This is a genomic window from Microcoleus sp. BM001215392, assembly GCF_036700185.1.
In the GTDB taxonomy this organism is placed as follows: Bacteria; Cyanobacteriota; Cyanobacteriia; order Cyanobacteriales; family Microcoleaceae; genus Microcoleus.
Genome location: NZ_JAUBOJ010000094.1, coordinates 2,230 through 19,256, shown reverse-complemented (window position 1 = coordinate 19,256; position 17,027 = coordinate 2,230). Strand labels below are relative to the sequence as shown.

The window sequence follows — 17,027 nt, the reverse complement described above, 5'->3', positions numbered from 1 at the left end:
TTTTACCTGAGTCTAGATCCCCCTAAATCCCCCTTAAGAAGGGGGACTTTGAGAAGAATCCTGTCCCCCCCTTCTTAAGGGGGGCTAGGGGGGATCTGGCAAGAGATCGTCAAACAGTAGTCTCTGAAGGGGTTTGGCGTTAAGTTGACACTAATGGGCACCGCCCCTACCCTCTCGATCCACGATTTTGTAATGTTTCAGACATGGGGGCAGCCACGGGGGGCGGCCCCTACAAGAGAATGAAACAGCCCTGGGGGCTAGGGGGATCTGGAATCTATCGTCAAACAGCCGTCTGTGACTGGATTTGAAGTGAATTTGACAACTATGGTTCCGATTAGATTCTTGTTTATAATATTTTTACCTTGTGACGGATGACACCCACTAGCCTTATTTATAAGTTACTGATTCCTAGTGGCGCTAGCCAAATTGCGAAAGATTAGTTTCGCAAAATGTCCGAAGGCTTTTTCTGAAAATGCTGTTGGAAATATTTTGTAAAGCGACTAGGATTGTAAAAGCCATATTCAAACGCAATTTCCGTAATCGTTTTGTTGCTCTCAATTAACTCTATACGAGTGGCTTCAAGTCGAGCATTTCGCAAGAATTGACTGGGAGAGACACCGTAATAACGAGCGAATGCTGTTTGCAAAGAACGACTGCTACAGTTCATGGCGGAAGCAATTTCTGCAATTGTCAGGTCTTTTTTCATATTTGCTCGGATGTATTCGGCCGCCTCTCGCACGCGGGCGATCGAGATTTCGGATACTTTAATAATCGATGGTTCTAAAGTGTTGTAAGATGAACCTTGGACTAAGGTAGAAAAAATAGCGGTTTCTAAGTTGTCAATTACCAGTGGATGTCCGTTAGTGTCAATCAAATTCGACAGCATTATGACCAGTTGATATAGCGATCGACCGTAAAGAGTAGTGCGATCGATAACTTGTAGCAGGTTAGGACGTTCAATGGATTTGTCAAGATACTTGCTCATTTCAGTTAAAAATAGAGCTTCATTTATATAAATTGATATTCCGCTGTATTTGGCTGAGTGCTGAAGACGGGTTAGTTCGACTCCCGACTGACTTATCACCACATTTCGATCGTTCATGAGGAATTCGTTAGACCCAACTTTCAATAAATGATCGCCGCCAAAAAATGTGAAACCTATTTTTCCTGGAAAAGTATATCCTGCGGTATATGTACTCCCAGCTTCCCAAACAACACTCACGAACTCGAAGTTTTTTAATTTAGCAAACCGCCATTGAATTTTATAATCTTTGGAATAGGAAATATGTTTAGTAATAGTCGATACTTGCTTAATATATATCTCTGGATCGTTGATTTCAATATTTAAATCCCAGACCATCATCAAATCCTCATATTTTATGCCCCACAATAAACTATATCAATTCAGGTTGCATCGGTATTACCATTTCGATTTATACCAAATCCGGGTTTCCTACCCGCTTTATAAATCTGCCGGTTGGAGCCAAAGTTATTGCGATTGCTTCGCTTACGCTCTCTTCGGACCATAACGGGGACGCTAAACCCGGATTTAGTATTAGGCAAGTATTCGCGTGCAAATAGCTCGATCGCCCCTGCAAAATCACTCGCAGTGCGGTCTAGCTGAGTCTTGGCGCGCTGTTGGCTGCCTAATTCAAGTGGAGCGCGTCAATTCCAGTTCTCTGTTTACCGCCGTAATTTCGGACAATGCAGCCGCCGTTAAACCGAGCATCTTCTGGCTGTTGCGGTGAATTGTTGCCGGGAAAAACTGGCGATCGCAAAGCAAAGAAGTGTTTTAAATATGGTGCGCCAACTGAGGGCGCGGATGCTCATTTTCATCAATTCTCGATCGGTTAAAACTTACCCGTCAAAACCAAAGAAACCGGGTTTTTTGCGGTTTTCGCCACTCTAACGAGGTATTCTCGCAAAAACCCGGTTTCTGACTAGCCGTGCGTCCAGGAGGATAAGTGCGATCGCCCGACACGCACCCGCAACACACGAGGGAAATCTTTACTTGTCACTTTTGGACTCTTCGGGCCCAGGGGGTACTTCTCCCCTTTGTTGGGCTTCCAATAAAGCCGTTTCCACGAGAAAGGCTATCAGGTTAGCCGTGGATCTGCCTTGTTTGTCAGCCCATCGATCCAAAGCTTCATATACGTAATCAGGAAAGGTAACGTGAACGCGCTTGCTCAATGTAAATGTTTGTTGGTTTGCTAACGTTTTTCATGGTACAAGCTTACGTTCCCGATCGTGCTGTTACCCTATTCTTAAAAATGTGTTGACACATATTTGGGCTTATTATGTTACAATTCCTCTAATCCCATCAATGCAAAGTCAAAAGCCAGTCCGACGCTTTCCGAGGGCTCAGGACTGGCTATGGCTCCAATTAACAAAGGAGATACACCTATTATGCCGTGTCACTAACCCCAGCTATCAAGGCGTGGGGCTTGAAAGAGGGAGATTCACCAACTTCTTGATTCAAGACTAAAACAGTGTCTAGCCTGCGTCTTTGAGACAAACTGAGCCATCTGGGAGTGGTATCCCACCGGACGTTAAGAATGCTTCCCTAGTTTTTAACCGCTCAGATGTGCCAGTGGCGAAGGGAAATATACACCTAGAGATAGGACTTACCGTAAATGTTCGTACCCGTTGTAGACAGTGAAAATAGACCGTTAATGCCGACTACCTCAAGCCGCGCTAAGCGTTGGATGTGCTCAGGTAAGGCAACACCATTTTGGAGAAAGGGGGTGTTTTGTGTCCGACTCAACGTAGAACCTTCTAATACCGATCGTCAACCTATTGCGATCGGAATCGATCCGGGTAGCAAGCGTGAAGGATTTACCGTTAAATCCAAATCGCATACTTACTTAAACATCCAAACTCATGCAATTGATTGGGTAAAAGACCATGTTGAGGTCAGGCGGAATATGCGACGTGCTCGGCGGTTTCGCAGGTCGCCGTGCCGTCAAAACCGAGCTAACAGGTTGGTTAACAAAAATCGCATACCCCCATCTACTAAGGCGAGATGGCAGTGGAAGTTAAGGATAGTTAACTGGCTAACTTTGATGTTTCCAATATCGACAATTGTGGTGGAAGATGTCAAAGCGCGAAACAGGAAAAACGGACGCAAATGGAATGTATCATTTAGTCCTTTAGAGGTGGGCAAGCACTGGTTTTATTCTGAAATTATAAAAATTGCCCATCTTGAGATTAAATCTGGCAATGATACTTACAACCTACGTCAAGAACTGGGACTTAAAAAATCCAAACAGAAGCTATCAAACTTGTTTGAGGCTCACTGCGTAGATGCTTGGGTATTGGCTAATTGGTACGCGGGCGGGCATACTCAACCCGACAATACCAAGCTAATAGAAGTAATCGCTCTTGAGTTTCATCGCAGACAACTCCATCGCTTGCAACATTCCACAGGTCATATTCGCCCCCGTTATGGAGGCACTTTGAGTGTGGGGTTTAAGCGCGGTTCAATTGTTAAACACCCTAAATACGGATTTTGTTACGTTGGCGGTTGGCAAGAATTCCCAACAAAAAAAGACCCGTACCGAAAAACAATCAGCTTGCACGATTTAAAAACTGGCAAGCGGTTGTGTCAAAACGCAATGCCGATAGATTGTAAGTTTTTGTCTTACAACTCATGGCGTATTGCAAATTAAATTGTAAAGCCGTCCTAAAAGGACGGGGTTTCAGACCCATTTTTATGATGAGAAACGTCTCAAGCCGTGGATCGTGGTTCGTTTGCTTCCAAATCTACAAAGGGTCGTTGTGGGTCGCTTTCGCAGTTGGTCTGATGCAGAAGGTCATTTGCGAGTGCTCAAACAACTGCTTCCGGCTGCGAGATTGACTTTAGTTTTCGATCCGATCGACTAATTTCGATCGCAAGTTGATCGGCGTGCGATCGCCCGATCGTGGGCGATCCTCCTAGGGACACTTCTTGGTGTCAATTGAAGCTTTTAGTCCGCCAGTCTTCCCGCCAACCCGTGAGTGAGTCCGCCAGGGGTTTAAACCCCTGTCTAATAGCGAAAGTCCTCTCAAAGAGGACTAATGAGTTGAAAATTCTTCTCAGTCCTCTTTGAGAGGACTTTCGCTCCATCGGCTCTTGTTTAAACAAGAGCCGGACTGAGGGTTTGTCGTATCGTCAGTACGATGAAGAGGATGTGGCGTTAGTTTTTAATTTCTTTCAAGTTGAAGTGCCGCTGGCTGATGTCTATGAGAAGGTGGATTTTGAGGCGGAAAATGAGCCTGAAGAGAGCGCGGAGGAATAAGGTATCTCGCTTTGTTGGGAATGCGGGTTATCATTTAAGTGAGCGATTCCCTTCGGGATAGCTTCGCACGCGCGTACTCAAAAGAAATATTTGTTCAACATCCTTGTGGGAGAAGATCGAGATGACAGGCACTTTGCAAACAACCGAGCAACGTTACTTCACAGAGGAGCAATATTTAGCACTCGAAGAAACAGCAGAGTACAAAAGCGAATATCTCGACGGAGAAATTATTCCTATGACAGGCGGCTCTACCAATCACAATCGGATCGCAGGAAACGTTTACATTGCTTTAAATTTTAGTCTTCCAGAACAAGAGTATGATGTCTTCATCGGTGATGTGCGCCTGTGGATACCAAAAGTGCGACTTTACACTTATCCCGACGTAATGGTAATTTTTGGGCAACCTGAGTACCGCAATAATCGTACAGACACGATTATCAACCCTCAAGTAATTGTGGAAGTTTTATCAAAGTTTACTAAAAATTACGATCGAGTTGACAAGTTTACATTTTACAAAACTATTCCTTCTTTCCGAGAATACATTCTGATTGACCAAACAAAAATCAAAATCGAGCAGTATTCTAAAACCGAGAATAAAAGATGGTTGTATAGCGAGTATGATGAGGAAGATACGGCATTAGTGTTTAATTCCTTTCAGCTAGAAGTTCCTCTATCTACTATTTATAAGAAAGTGAATTTTGAGCAAGTTGAGCAAGAAGATAGTCAAAATGAGGAATAAGGCCGATCGCGCTTGGTTTATTCAAGCACTTTGATGATGGTGGCGATCGGGATAAACAGTGAAAGCTCATCATCCTCTAACGGTATGAAACCGTATTTCAAATAAAACTCTTTAGCTTGCTGATTTTTACTATCGACTATCACCGCAAAGGTTTTAGCAATTCCTCTTCTATCATTCTGTCGGGCATATTTTTTGAGGTACTCATTTAACTCTGGTATACCGCAGTCAAAAGCTTCTCTTTTTAATCGGCTATCATCTATTGCACAAAAAATCCATTTCATTCTTTACCAGTTCCCGTACTTTTCCTGATGCTCTTTGATAGCTGCTTTGAGGGCGGGGTTAGGTTCCGGTGGATTTTCGATGGCGGATGCAAAGATTTCCCAGTCGCGATCGCTCAATACAATTTGCTCTACTTCTAGAGGTGGCTGTTTGGCTGCATTCAGAGCGATTTCTAGCAGATACTCGCCTAGACTCATAGACTTGGCTGCGGCTGCTTTTTCTAGGATTTCTTTATCTGTTTGGCTGAGGGTTAACTCTATTTTTGTTGGGGTATCGGTTGGTGTTGACATTGTTTTGTTACAAAATAGCGATCGACTAATTTTATTGTAGCAATATTGATGAGAACACTCGTTGGCTCATCTGATATTATAGCAATTGGGGAAGCGTTCGCACTGTCTCTATTATAACGATTTAAGCCGATCGCACTTGGTCTGAAAAGGGCGAGCGCTCCTTCCTCCTGTTAAACTGAATCTAGCGATCGTGTTAAGCAAGGAAAAAATAGCCGTGATACCTATCCAAGAACAAATTGTTGACAAACTGAAAAACTTCTCTGAAATGGAACTGCAAGAAATCCTCAACTTTGCTGACTTTCTGTTATGGCAGCGGAGAAAGCAGGAAGTAGCTTCGCCATCCGATGAAACTGGCAACAGCCAACCAGCAAATACGGATGAAGAGTGTGAGGTTCATTATGTTGGTGGAGTCTTAGTCGTCAAAGCATCATTAATAAAAAATCAAGAACTGATTAATTGGGATAGAATTATTCCCGATATGCGCGAAGAAAGAATCGGGAAGTTTATCTAAAAATGAACGTTTTATTTGATACATCCGTTCTCATAGCAGCGTTGATAGAAGATCATCCCAGTCACTCTCAAAGCTTATCTTGGTTGGAGCGAGTTCGAGCGCAGGAGATTGACGGATTTGTCTCAACTCATACTATAGCTGAACTTTACTCCGTACTCACTCGCATTCCTCGTCAACCTCGGATTAATCCTGGGTTAGCACAGCGGTTAATTGTAGAGAATTTGAGTAGTTTTAATAAGGTTGTTCTGACTGCTGAGGATTACCAAGCAACAGTAAGCAAAATGGTCAGTTTAAACCTACCAGGGGGAGGGATTTACGATGGGTTAATTGCTCAAGCTGCACTGAAAGTCGGTGTGGATGTTTTGTTGACTCTTAACCCTAATGATTTTACGAGACTGGGAGATGATGTCAGGCGGTTAGTGCAAGTGCCTCTTTAAGCCGATCGCACGCTTGCTGGAAAAGGGATCTCGCTCTCATTTTCAGTTCAGAATAATACTTCAGATTTGCGGGTACGGGTAATTTCTTCTTTTTAGTCTTGCTGTTCTGTACTACTCTTAAAATCAGCATGATAAGTAACTTGCTGTATGAGTCTTTCTTTTTTGGCAAAATTTATTTTTTTGGTTGGATTAAATATTGTATTCATTAAAGATACCGTAGGGTGCATCGCTATCGAAAATCTCCGAACTAAATCGAAAATCTCATAGCGACGCACCCTACCAGATATTGTCGTCAAAAACCGGGTTTCTGGACTCGTCTGGGCACTCCACAATCCAAACTACGCGCCGACAGATTCCTTGGCCGCGTACAGCACCTCAACGGTAATCTTCTCAATCCCCCGATCGCGCGCGAATTTCTCAGTATTCCGCTTCACTTTCCCGCGCACAAAACCGGGGATTTTGTTCAATTCCGCCTGTCCTTCCTTCGTCCAACCCATATCAGAATCAGCCGAAATTCCCTTAGTAATCACTTCCTTGGTATCGTGGCCGCCGAAGATTTCCAGCAAGTGATCTTCCATTCCCAAAGTAAAGGAATTGTAGACCAAATCTACGCACTGATTCGTGCCTTCATAACCCAAAAATGGCTTGTAGCCCATCGGGAAATTCTGCACGTGAATCGGCGCCGCAATCACACCGCAGGGAATATCCAACCGCTTACCCACGTGGCGTTCCATCTGCGTGCCGAAAATCGCCGAAGGTTCTGCTTTGGCGATCGCATCTCCGATCGCCCCATGATCCTCGGTCACCAGCACTTCATCACAATACCCTTTTACCTCTTCCCGGAACCAATCAGCATCGTGTTTGCAGTACGTACCAGCCCACACAACGTGGATTCCCATCTCGCGAGCCAAAATCTTCGTCATCGCGGCTGCGTGCGTATTATCGCCAAATACGACGGCTTTTTTGCCGGTTAAGTTTTGGCAGTCGATCGACCTTGAGAACCAAGCAGCCTGAGACACAAACCGCGTTTGTTGGTCAATAAACTCTTCATAATTAACATCCGCACCTTGAGCATTCAGAACTTCCTGAATCTTGCGGATGCAGCGCGCAGTTTCCACCACACCCATCGGCGTAATATCCACCATCGGCGTGCCGAATTCTTTTTGCAAATACTCCCCGGCTGCCATCCCCAATTCCCGATAAGGAACAAGGTTAAACCAAGCGCGCGGCAGTCTTTTTAAGTTGTGAACCGAAGCACCTTCGGGAATAACTTCGTTGACTTCTATTCCCAAATCTGCCATCAAACGCTTCAACTCGGTGCAGTCGTGATGGTTGTGGAAACCCAGCGTAGACATACCGATAATATTCACCGATGGTTTTTCGCTTTTACCTTCCAAATCGCCTTTTTTGCGGGCTTTGTTGATGTAAAGTTGGACGATTTGATCCAAAGTCCGATCGGCAGCTTGGAGTTCGTTAAACCGATAATGGTTAACATCCGCCAGCATCACATCGCCTTTGGCATCCAATTGAGCTCGGTTAACAAAGTTTTCCAAGTCTTCTTGCAGAATGCTAGAGGTGCAAGTCGGGGTAAGTACAATTAAATCTGGGTGCTCTTCTCTATCTTTGCGGGTGATATTGTCCACCACCCGTTCCTGCGAGCCCCGCGCCAGTACGTGTCTGTCAACGACGCTGGTAGTTACCGGAGTGAAGTCCCGTTCCCTCTCCAGCATCGATCGCATCACGTTAAAATAGTCGTCTCCAATCGGCGCGTGCATGATTGCGTGGACGTTTTTGAAGGAAGTGGCCACGCGCAAAGTGCCGATGTGGGCTGGGCCTGCGTACATCCAATAAGCCAATTTCATAGGTATTTTTCCTGGTGCTGGTTCAGATTTGCCCGATCGGGCGATTACTGCTAAATTTTAAGGTTGTTTGAGATTTTCTCACCGGACGAATCCTTTAGAAATATTGACACTCCCGGGCCTTCAGGCGTGGGGATTCTTGGTTCAATCAGTCAACTTGCTTTCTTGGTGTCACCACCAACGAGTAGAGGTCGGCCTGTCCCCAAGCGTTAATTCCGGTGTGCCCCACCGTATTTGAACGAATTCCTGCACGGGCTTTCAATCCCTTCGCTAGGATATTCAACGCTGCATTATGGTCGCGGTCTAATACCGCACCACAACGACAAACATGAGTCCTGACTGAAAGGGATTTCTGAACACGATTTCCGCAACTTGAACAATCTTGCGAAGTATACTTAGGGGCAACAGCAACCACTGTTTTACCGTACACTTTCCCAAAATATTGCAACCATTGAGCAAACTGTGACCACGCTGCGTCGCTAATCGATTTAGCAAGTTTATGGTTCTTCACCATATTTCTCACTTGAAGATTTTCGTAGGCTACAAAATCGCTAGATTTTACCACGTACAACGCCGTCTTAATGGCGAAGTCTTTACGTTTCCTACTGACTTTCAAGTGTTTTCTACCTAACTTATTGATGGCTTTCTTGCGATTGCCGGAACCTTTCTTTTTCCGAAAAACTCGCCTCTGTAAACGTTTTAAAGCTTTTTCACTTTTACGCAAATGCCGAGGATTTGGAACTGTTTGTCCGCTACTATCGGTATAGAAATGGTTTAACCCCACATCTATGCCAATTGCTTTTCCCGTAGGAACTAATTCCTCTGTTCTTTCTACGTTAATACAGAATTGAGCGTAGTAACCGTCGGCACGACGAATTACTCTGATTCGCTTGATTTCCTTGGGTGCATAGAAATGCAAGTCTCGACTACCGAGTAATCTGAAGGTTCCCGCAGCAAAGCCGTCCGTGAAAGTCAGACATCTTTTATCGACCGAAAGCACCCATCCTGATGTCTTGTATTCTACGGAACGAGTGTGCTTTTTGAATTGCGGATATCCCTTTTTCCCAGGCTTCTTAGCTTTGCAATTAGAAAAGAAACGTTGGACAGCAAAAATGGCACGTTCCGCCGAGGCTTGACGCGCCATTGAGTTAAGTTTACCTGCCCATTCAAACTCTTTTGCCATGATGGCGCATTGTTTGTATAAGTCGGATAACTTGACTCTAGAATTGTCAATCCAGTACCTTAGAGCTTTGTTTCGGACAAACTGAGCTGTGCGGATCATTTCGTCTACGATCCGGTATTGCTGTGGCTTGCCTTTCAACTTAAACTCTAGTACAATCATGGGATAATTTTATCACGTTTACGAGCAAGTGTTCCTATAAATCGACTATTTCAAGAATCTTTACACTCGAATTAAAGCCGTCCTATAAGGAGGGGGCTTTAAACCCAGTTTTTTGGTAACTTTCTGAAGATTTACAGATGGGAAAAATTCTCAAACGCTTTTGCTGGTTGGGCTTTGACTCGCCATTGCCACAACTTTACCTTGGTTTCATGGCAATAATTCTTAATTTATTGTCAAGTTTCGTTAAGAAGCTGACACATCTTATCAAAGTACGGTGCTTATGGCGAACCTTGCTCAATACAGCTCTTGCATAACTCTGCGATCGACACACAAACCGCAGATTTCAGGCAGATAAATACAGATAAACGCAGATAATTTTAGGGTAGGAAAGCTTAGGAGTGGAAGAGGTCTAATTTCCTTAAGCAACATACAAATCATACCAAATTAGGATGCTAAATGCACACTTTACACATAAAAGATACGTTAGTTGATTCTTTAGGCAATACAGGCTACACTATTAATTAATCCACTATTTCCTCGACACCGAAACTTGCAAAGATCGGGAAATATTGACGTAAAACAAATCCTTGTTGACAAATCCCATGAAACTATCCAAAATAGACTTGAGCAATGTCTTAGCAGTCGGTCACTCAAACGGCCAGTTAGGACTGTTAATAAATCGCGGGGAATGCCTCGAATTTATCGAAATTGCTGCTCCCGAAGCAGCAATGCACGGGCTGCAAATGGTAGATTTCATCGCCAATACAGATTCAACCGAACTCGGTGCGGGTATTGAATCAACAGAAATTGCTCCAGCCGACGAACCAATTGCTATGATGCCGGTTGATTCGGCAATGGCTAGCGCGATCGGATACAATCAAGAGGAGCGAGTTTTGCAAATAGAATTTAGCAGCGGGTCAGTCTATCAATACAGCGACGTAGAACCGGAAATTTGGGAATCTCTGCAAGATGCTGATTCTACAGGCAGGTTTTTTAACTCCGAGATCAAAGGTGCTTATTCGAGCCGGCGCCTAGATGACCCAATAGATAGGACGTAGGGTTGAAACCGCGTCTACAAACACTTTCGTCCGCACTTCGACTTCGCGAGCGCGTCCACCGGACGGCGACTGAAAAAAACAACCTAATTTTAAACGCCCGTTCTTCAACGGGCGTCCGGCGGTTTTTGTTTGTGTAAACCTGGCTTAAACCGCCGGGTCTCTAAAAGCTGAGATTGTTTTTTTGTCCGCAGCGCGATCGATCGCCACCTTCAAAATTTATTGTTGCTTCAGTATAGCAAAATAGCTGCCTGTCTTTTTTGGTACTTGCACAAATCCTATATTTGTGCTTTTGTTTACCTAAATGCTGAGGTGACGAAAGCCCCAATGCCAGAAATCAGCAGCAGCTCTTGGCTGGATACAGTATGTCTTGCCACACATCCAAAAATATAGGTCTTGAGCGATAATGAAGGGTAACATAGGATTTACCAAAACAAACCCGGTAACACGAAAAAATCTGCGGTTTGTCAACGACTAGCAACAAAGAAACCGGGTTTTTAGCCCGCCGCGCGTATTAAGTCCCATAACATTGACCAAGCACACCTAATTTGAGAGAACCCAACTATGATGGCAATTCCCGGCGTTGCAGTTCTCGCTCTCATTTATGAAAGCAGCACTTCCCTTGTTTACCGCGGCCGCAACGAGCAAGACAACCAACCTGTTATTATCAAACTTATCAAAGAAGACTATCCGACTCTCGAAGAACTCAATAGATACAAGCGCGAATATGATATTACTGCCAACTTAAACTTGCTGGACGGAGTTGTTAGAGTATACAAGTTGCAGCAGGTAAGAAATAGTCTGGCAATGATTTTAGAAGATTTTGGAGGCGAATCTTTAAAAATCTTTATGAATTCTCAGAAATTCACCACTTTAGGATTTTTGACTACTGCGATTAAAGTTGCTGAAACCTTGGGTGAAATTCACGCCAAAAATGTAATCCATAAAGATATTAACCCCTCTAATATAGTTTTTAATCCGGCTACCGGACAAGTCAAACTAATAGATTTTAGCATCTCAACTGCATCAAATCAAGAAAACGTTCTCAATAAAAATCCAAATTTTTTAGAAGGCACTTTAGCCTATATGTCGCCGGAGCAAACCGGGAGGATGAGCCGCGTCATCGATTACCGCACTGACTTTTATTCCCTCGGCGTCACCTTCTATGAAGTTTTAGCAGGACAGCTCCCTTTTACGACTACCGATCCGATGGAGTTAGTTCACTGTCACATCGCCAAACAGCCCTTACCTCTGGCTGAAATTTCCCCAGAAATTCCTCAAGCTATTTCCGACATTGTGATGAAATTACTAGGAAAAGCCGCAGAAGATCGCTATCAAAGTGCTTGGGGACTGAAAGCAGATTTGGAATCATGTCTGTTTCAGTTGCAAACATCTGGGTTTATTTCGGAGTTTGGTCTCGGTAGCCAAGATATTTCCGACAAATTTCAAATCCCTCAAAAACTTTACGGAAGACAGCGAGAATTTGATACTCTTTTAGCGGCCTTTGAACGGGTAGCAGCCACCAGCAATCGCTCCTACCGCATCGAACAGTCCCAAATTTCTGTCATCAAGAAAGAAGTCACATCGAAAAAAGAAAGTTCCCTGTCCGTGCTGACAAGAGGACAGCATAAATCCCGCAGTGAGATGATGCTGATTGCTGGTTATTCCGGCATTGGCAAATCTGCAATGGTCAAGAATTTAGATAAACCTATTACCCGCAGGCGCGGCTATTTTATTTGGGGGAAATTTGACCAGTACAAGCGGACTATTCCTTACTCGGCAGTTGTCAGCGCTTTTTCGGAATTGGTGCGGCAACTTTTAACGGAAAGCGAAGCTCAATTAGCCATTTGGCGCGAAAAACTTCGCACTTCCTTCGGTCAAAACGGGCAAATTATTATTGATGTAATTCCCGAAGTTGAACTGATTGTCGGAGCTCAGTCTCCTGTAGCTGAATTGGGGCCGACGGAATCTCTCAACCGCTTTAATTTAGTATTTCAAAATTTCATTCGCGTGTTTTGCCAGCCGGAACATCCGCTGGTAATTTTTCTCGACGATTTGCAGTGGGCAGATTCTGCCACACTCAAATTGATTGAGTTGATGATGACAGATGAAGCTACGCAATATCTGTTTTTGATTGGCGCTTATCGTGATAATGAAGTCAGCCCCACTCATCCTTTAATGATGACTGTGGAGACACTGCGCAATCAGGAAGCCATCATTAATGAGATTGCTTTGTCACCGCTGGGGGTGGAAAATATCACTCATTTGATTGCCGAGACTTTGCACAGCGATCGCGAATCGGTCAAACCCCTAGCTGAACTGGTTGTCAGCAAAACAGACGGCAATCCTTTTTTTGTCAATCAATTCCTGCAAACATTGTATCAGGAAAACTTGCTGGTTTTTCACCCGCCCCAGGCAGGGAACAAGGGCGGCTGGCATTGGGATATGACGCAAATAGAACAGTGCGCTATCACTGACAATGTAGTAGATTTGATGGTGCAAAAATTGAGAAAACTGCCGATTCCAACGCAGCAGGTTTTGCGTTTGGTGGCTTGTTTGGGCAACGAATTTGACTTAAATACTCTTTCTTTAATTAATGAAAAAGAAGCCTCGGAAACGTTTTCGCAGTTGCTGCCGGCAATTAAGTCGGGACTGATTCTCCCAACTTCGGAATTGGAAAGCAAGTCATTAGATTACGTAATGTTTCCGCTGTTGATTCTCAATTACAAGTTTTTGCACGATCGCGTGCAACAAGCAGCTTATGCCCTGATTGATGACTCGCAAAAAAAAGACGTTCACCTGAAAATCGGCAGGCAAATCCTCGAAAACACTCCGGCTGAGTATCGGGCTGACAGAATTTTTGAATTAGTCGATCACTTGAATGTCGCGCGATCGCTAATTCGAGACGAGCGAGAATTAATTGAACTGGCAACGCTCAATTTAGACGCCGCCCGCCGAGCCAAAGATGCCACTGCTTATGTGGCTGCCTTGCAGTATTTAAGCGCAGGTATGGACGGTTTAAGCGCTGATATTTGGGATTTCCACTACGACTTAGCCTTTGCCTTGCACATGGAGCGTGCTAACGTTGAGTATCTCAACGGCTATTTCGAGCATTCAGAAGAATTCATCAACATCACGTTGCAAAAAGCGCGATCGCCCTTAGAAAAAGTAGAAATTTACAACCTGCTGATCGTGCAGTACACCCTGCGAGCGAAGTACGAAGAAGCAGTCAAAGCCGGGATCAAAGCTTTAAACCTGCTCGGAATAGACTTGCCGCTAGACGGACTGCAAACAGTCATCTCCGAAGAATTTGCAGCAGCCACAAACTTTTTAGCAGGTAGAGACATAGCTTCGCTGATTGACGCTCCCGAAATGACAGTACCAGACAAAAAAGTTGCAGTCAAATTAATCACCAACTTGCTGACATCGGCTTACCTCAACAATCCAGACTTGTGGAAAGTCAGCGTATTAAAAGGAGTTAACCTTTCTCTCACCTACGGTTTAGTTCCCGAAGCATCTCTCTGCTACGCAGGCTACGGTATGTTCTTAAACGCAGTTTCCGGAGATTACAAAGCAGCATATCAATTTGCCATGCTGTCGCTAAATTTGAGCGAAAAATCGGGAAATATCGGGTTAAAGTGCAGAGCTTGTTCGTCGCTGGTCAGTATTTTTTATTACTGGTTCAATCACATCAAAGATTCCCACACAATTAGCAATGAAGGATATCAAGCAGCCTTGGAATCAGGCGACTTAGAATATGCGGGTTATATTCTCTCCAACCGCATAGCAAACTCATTTTTTCAAGGTAAAGAAATCTCGCAAATTTTGGCAGATACGAGCAGATATTTGCAGTTCAGCCAAAAAACCAAAAATCAGCTCGTAACCGATACATTATTAGGAGTAGAATTAATCCTACGCAACTTGAGCCAGCTCACTCTCGAAAACTTTGTATTTGAAAGCGAAGAACTCACCGAGGCTCAATACGTACACAACTGTCAAGCTCATCAAAATTTATACTCGCTCTGCCTTTATCAGATTCGCAAATGCCAAGTAATGTACTGGTACGGCAACTTCAACGAAGCGCTGCAACTAGCTTTAGAAGTAGAAAAGCAGCTATCTTTTATTACCGGAGCCATCCCCGCTACCGAATGGAATTTTTTCTTTTCTCTAGTTCTAGCCGCCGTTTTTCCGAATGTTTCCGAAGCGAAGCAAAAAGAATACTTGGACAAGTTAGAAGCCAATCAAAAACAGATGAAAATTTGGGCAGACAACTGCCGCGAAAACTTTCTGCACAAATACATATTAGTACAAGCAGAAATAGCCAGAATTTCCAAGAAAGATTCCGAAGCCGTAGAGCTGTACGATTTTTCTATCAATTTAGCCCAAGACAGCGAGTTTGTGCAAAATGAAGCGCTGGCTAACGAACTAGCAGCCAAGTTTTGGTTGAGTAAAGGCAAATATCAATATGCCAAAATTCACTTGCGCGAAGCTCACTCGTGCTACTTGCGCTGGGGAGCAGTCCGCAAAGTTCAAGATTTAGAACAGAAGTATCCGCAGTTGCGGGAAGTGACGCCGCTCAACGGAAGTTTCCAAAACAATCAAACTACTACAACTATTCATACTTCTACTGGTAGCGATGCGAGAGTCTTGGATTTAGGCACTGTCATGAAAGCATCTCTAGCGATTTCCAGCGAAATTGTCCTCGACAAGCTCCTAGCTTCTTTGATGAGGATATCGCTGGAAAATGCGGGAGCACAATCGGGTTTTTTAATCCTGCTCAGAGATGGAAAACTGTTGATTTCAGCGAAGGCGTCAGTAGTTGCTGAAGATGTAGCAGTGCTGCAATTTACGCCTGTTGAAGAATCTCAAGATTTACCTGTGACGGTGATTAATTTTGTGGAAAGGACTCGCTCGGATGTGGTGTTGAGTAATGCGGCCACTGAGGGGCGATTTACGGGAGATCCTTACATTAGCAAACACCAGCTCAAATCTCTGTTGTGTACGCCCATAGTCAATCAAGGCAAACTGATCGGCATTCTGTATTTGGAAAACAATTTAACTATAGGGGCGTTTAATGCCCACCGCTTGGAAGTTTTGAGGCTGCTTTCTTCTCAAGTAGCTATTTCTTTGGACAATGCTCTGCTTTACAATTCGGTGGAGCAGAAAGTGCAAGAGCGGACGCAGGAGTTGAATGAAAAAAACGAGCGTTTAGAACAAACTTTGCGCGAGCTGAAACTAACTCAAGCTCAATTAATTCAAACAGAAAAAATGTCTAGTTTGGGGCAAATGGTGGCTGGCGTAGCTCACGAAATCAACAATCCTGTAAGTTTTATTTACGGTAATCTCAATCCGGCCAGCGAGTACGTTAAAGACTTGCTCAAATTAATCGATCTTTACCAGCACCACTATCCAGAACCTGCTGATGAAATTATCGATGAAATAGAAACTATTGAACTGGAATTTTTGATCGGAGATTTGCAAAAGCTGCTGGATTCTATGAAAGTAGGAGCCGAAAGAATCCGGGATATCGTGCTGAGCTTGCGGAATTTCTCGCGCCTCGACGAAGCGCAAATGAAGTCGGTTGATATCCATGAAGGCATCGACAGTACGGTGATGCTGCTGCAACCGCGCTTGAGAAAAGAGGGCGGGCGTTTGGGTATTGATGTGATTAAAAATTACAGCAAGCTGCCCTTAATTACTTGTTATGCGTCGCAGTTGAATCAAGTATTTATGAATATTTTGACAAATGGGATCGATGCGCTCCTCTTGGCAAGAGATTGCCCGGAAAGCTCTCAAAAACAGCCTACTATTACAATTTCTACAGAGGTGACAGACAGGAGTTCTGTAATAATTAGAATTGCTGACAGCGGCCCGGGGATGAGCATTGAAGTGCTGCACAAAATATTCGATCCGTTTTTTACAACTAAGCCGGTGGGTTCGGGAACTGGTTTGGGATTGTCTATTTCGCACTCGATTGTTGTTAGTTCTCACGGCGGAAGGTTGACTTGCGTTTCTGCGCCGGGTGAGGGTACTGAGTTTATTATTGAAATTCCGATCGCCCCCCGGCAAGTTTTGTAAGAAATAGGGCGAATTTTCGTTGGATATTGGGTGAATTTAGAGCGAATATTGGGTGAATTTCCGTTGGATATTGGGTGAATTTCGGGTGAATTTCGGGTGAATTTCGGGTGAATTTCCGTTGGATATTGGGTGAATTTCGGGCGAATTTCCGTTGGATATT

The 17,027-nt window shown here is 44.1% G+C and carries 14 protein-coding genes; 8 read left to right on the top strand and 6 right to left on the bottom strand.

The window, feature by feature from the left end; all coding sequences use genetic code 11:
• Positions 1–436 precede the first annotated feature (436 nt).
• Positions 437–1,363 (bottom strand): helix-turn-helix transcriptional regulator, encoded by a 927-nt coding sequence (locus QT974_RS12885; protein ID WP_333468873.1) that lies wholly within the window; start codon positions 1,361–1,363, stop codon positions 437–439.
• 208 nt (positions 1,364–1,571) lie between these two features.
• On the opposite strand from QT974_RS12885, the gene QT974_RS12880 reads away from it, so the two are divergent.
• Positions 1,572–1,748 (top strand): hypothetical protein, encoded by a 177-nt coding sequence (locus QT974_RS12880; RefSeq protein ID WP_333468872.1) that lies wholly within the window; start codon positions 1,572–1,574, stop codon positions 1,746–1,748.
• Between the two features lie 259 nt (positions 1,749–2,007).
• Here QT974_RS12880 and QT974_RS12875 read toward each other — a convergent pair whose 3' ends face one another.
• Positions 2,008–2,190: a ribbon-helix-helix domain-containing protein gene (locus tag QT974_RS12875; RefSeq protein WP_333468871.1), complete on the bottom strand. Its 183-nt coding sequence runs from the start codon at positions 2,188–2,190 to the stop codon at positions 2,008–2,010.
• A 443-nt stretch (positions 2,191–2,633) separates the two neighbouring features.
• On the opposite strand from QT974_RS12875, the gene QT974_RS12870 reads away from it, so the two are divergent.
• The 3 genes from QT974_RS12870 to QT974_RS12860 all read left to right on the top strand — a co-directional run bounded on the left by QT974_RS12870 (position 2,634) and on the right by QT974_RS12860 (position 5,016).
• On the top strand, positions 2,634–3,668 hold the full coding sequence (locus tag QT974_RS12870) for an RRXRR domain-containing protein (RefSeq protein ID WP_333468870.1): 1,035 nt from the start codon (positions 2,634–2,636) through the stop codon (positions 3,666–3,668).
• 471 nt (positions 3,669–4,139) lie between these two features.
• Positions 4,140–4,277 carry a hypothetical protein gene (locus QT974_RS12865; RefSeq protein ID WP_333468869.1) on the top strand — a complete coding sequence of 46 codons (138 nt, stop codon included), beginning with the start codon at positions 4,140–4,142 and terminating at the stop codon, positions 4,275–4,277.
• A 121-nt stretch (positions 4,278–4,398) separates the two neighbouring features.
• On the top strand, positions 4,399–5,016 hold the full coding sequence (locus QT974_RS12860) for a Uma2 family endonuclease (protein ID WP_333468868.1): 618 nt from the start codon (positions 4,399–4,401) through the stop codon (positions 5,014–5,016).
• 17 nt (positions 5,017–5,033) lie between these two features.
• Here the strand turns inward: QT974_RS12860 and QT974_RS12855 are convergent, their stop codons facing one another.
• Positions 5,034–5,297, bottom strand: a complete 264-nt coding sequence (locus tag QT974_RS12855) for a hypothetical protein (RefSeq protein ID WP_333468867.1) — start codon at positions 5,295–5,297, stop codon at positions 5,034–5,036.
• Between the two features lie 3 nt (positions 5,298–5,300).
• Positions 5,301–5,585 carry a type II toxin-antitoxin system TacA family antitoxin gene (locus QT974_RS12850; protein ID WP_333468866.1) on the bottom strand — a complete coding sequence of 95 codons (285 nt, stop codon included), beginning with the start codon at positions 5,583–5,585 and terminating at the stop codon, positions 5,301–5,303.
• A gap of 214 nt (positions 5,586–5,799) precedes the next feature.
• Here QT974_RS12850 and QT974_RS12845 point away from each other — a divergent pair, with 214 nt between their 5' ends.
• Both QT974_RS12845 and QT974_RS12840 read left to right on the top strand, forming a co-directional pair.
• Positions 5,800–6,096, top strand: a complete 297-nt coding sequence (locus QT974_RS12845) for a hypothetical protein (RefSeq protein ID WP_333468865.1) — start codon at positions 5,800–5,802, stop codon at positions 6,094–6,096.
• A gap of 2 nt (positions 6,097–6,098) precedes the next feature.
• A complete protein-coding gene (locus QT974_RS12840) occupies positions 6,099–6,533 on the top strand; it encodes a PIN domain-containing protein (protein WP_333468864.1) in 435 nt (144 codons plus the stop codon).
• Between the two features lie 338 nt (positions 6,534–6,871).
• On the opposite strand, the gene bchB is transcribed toward QT974_RS12840, so the two are convergent.
• Complete coding sequence (gene bchB, locus QT974_RS12835) at positions 6,872–8,395, bottom strand: ferredoxin:protochlorophyllide reductase (ATP-dependent) subunit B (protein WP_333468863.1); 1,524 nt, start codon at positions 8,393–8,395, stop codon at positions 6,872–6,874.
• Positions 8,396–8,540: 145 nt separating this feature from the next.
• On the bottom strand, positions 8,541–9,734 hold the full coding sequence (locus QT974_RS12830) for an RNA-guided endonuclease InsQ/TnpB family protein (protein WP_333468862.1): 1,194 nt from the start codon (positions 9,732–9,734) through the stop codon (positions 8,541–8,543).
• A gap of 602 nt (positions 9,735–10,336) precedes the next feature.
• Here QT974_RS12830 and QT974_RS12825 point away from each other — a divergent pair.
• Together QT974_RS12825 and QT974_RS12820 are read left to right on the top strand one after the other, a co-directional pair.
• Positions 10,337–10,792: a KTSC domain-containing protein gene (locus QT974_RS12825; RefSeq protein ID WP_333468861.1), complete on the top strand. Its 456-nt coding sequence runs from the start codon at positions 10,337–10,339 to the stop codon at positions 10,790–10,792.
• Positions 10,793–11,353: 561 nt separating this feature from the next.
• Positions 11,354–16,867, top strand: a complete 5,514-nt coding sequence (locus tag QT974_RS12820; RefSeq protein WP_333468860.1) for an ATP-binding sensor histidine kinase — start codon at positions 11,354–11,356, stop codon at positions 16,865–16,867.
• Positions 16,868–17,027: the final 160 nt, after the last annotated feature.

Excerpts from the sequence above, each read along its gene's own strand:
- QT974_RS12885 (WP_333468873.1), bottom strand. The coding sequence starts at position 1,363 with ATGATGGTCTGGGATTTAAATATTGAAATCAACGATCCAGAGATATAT.
- QT974_RS12870 (WP_333468870.1), top strand. The coding sequence starts at position 2,634 with ATGTTCGTACCCGTTGTAGACAGTGAAAATAGACCGTTAATGCCGACT.
- QT974_RS12860 (WP_333468868.1), top strand. The coding sequence starts at position 4,399 with ATGACAGGCACTTTGCAAACAACCGAGCAACGTTACTTCACAGAGGAG.
- QT974_RS12855 (WP_333468867.1), bottom strand. The coding sequence starts at position 5,297 with ATGAAATGGATTTTTTGTGCAATAGATGATAGCCGATTAAAAAGAGAA.
- QT974_RS12850 (WP_333468866.1), bottom strand. The coding sequence starts at position 5,585 with ATGTCAACACCAACCGATACCCCAACAAAAATAGAGTTAACCCTCAGC.
- QT974_RS12840 (WP_333468864.1), top strand. The coding sequence starts at position 6,099 with ATGAACGTTTTATTTGATACATCCGTTCTCATAGCAGCGTTGATAGAA.
- bchB (WP_333468863.1), bottom strand. The coding sequence starts at position 8,395 with ATGAAATTGGCTTATTGGATGTACGCAGGCCCAGCCCACATCGGCACT.
- QT974_RS12830 (WP_333468862.1), bottom strand. The coding sequence starts at position 9,734 with ATGATTGTACTAGAGTTTAAGTTGAAAGGCAAGCCACAGCAATACCGG.
- QT974_RS12825 (WP_333468861.1), top strand. The coding sequence starts at position 10,337 with ATGAAACTATCCAAAATAGACTTGAGCAATGTCTTAGCAGTCGGTCAC.
- QT974_RS12820 (WP_333468860.1), top strand. The coding sequence starts at position 11,354 with ATGATGGCAATTCCCGGCGTTGCAGTTCTCGCTCTCATTTATGAAAGC.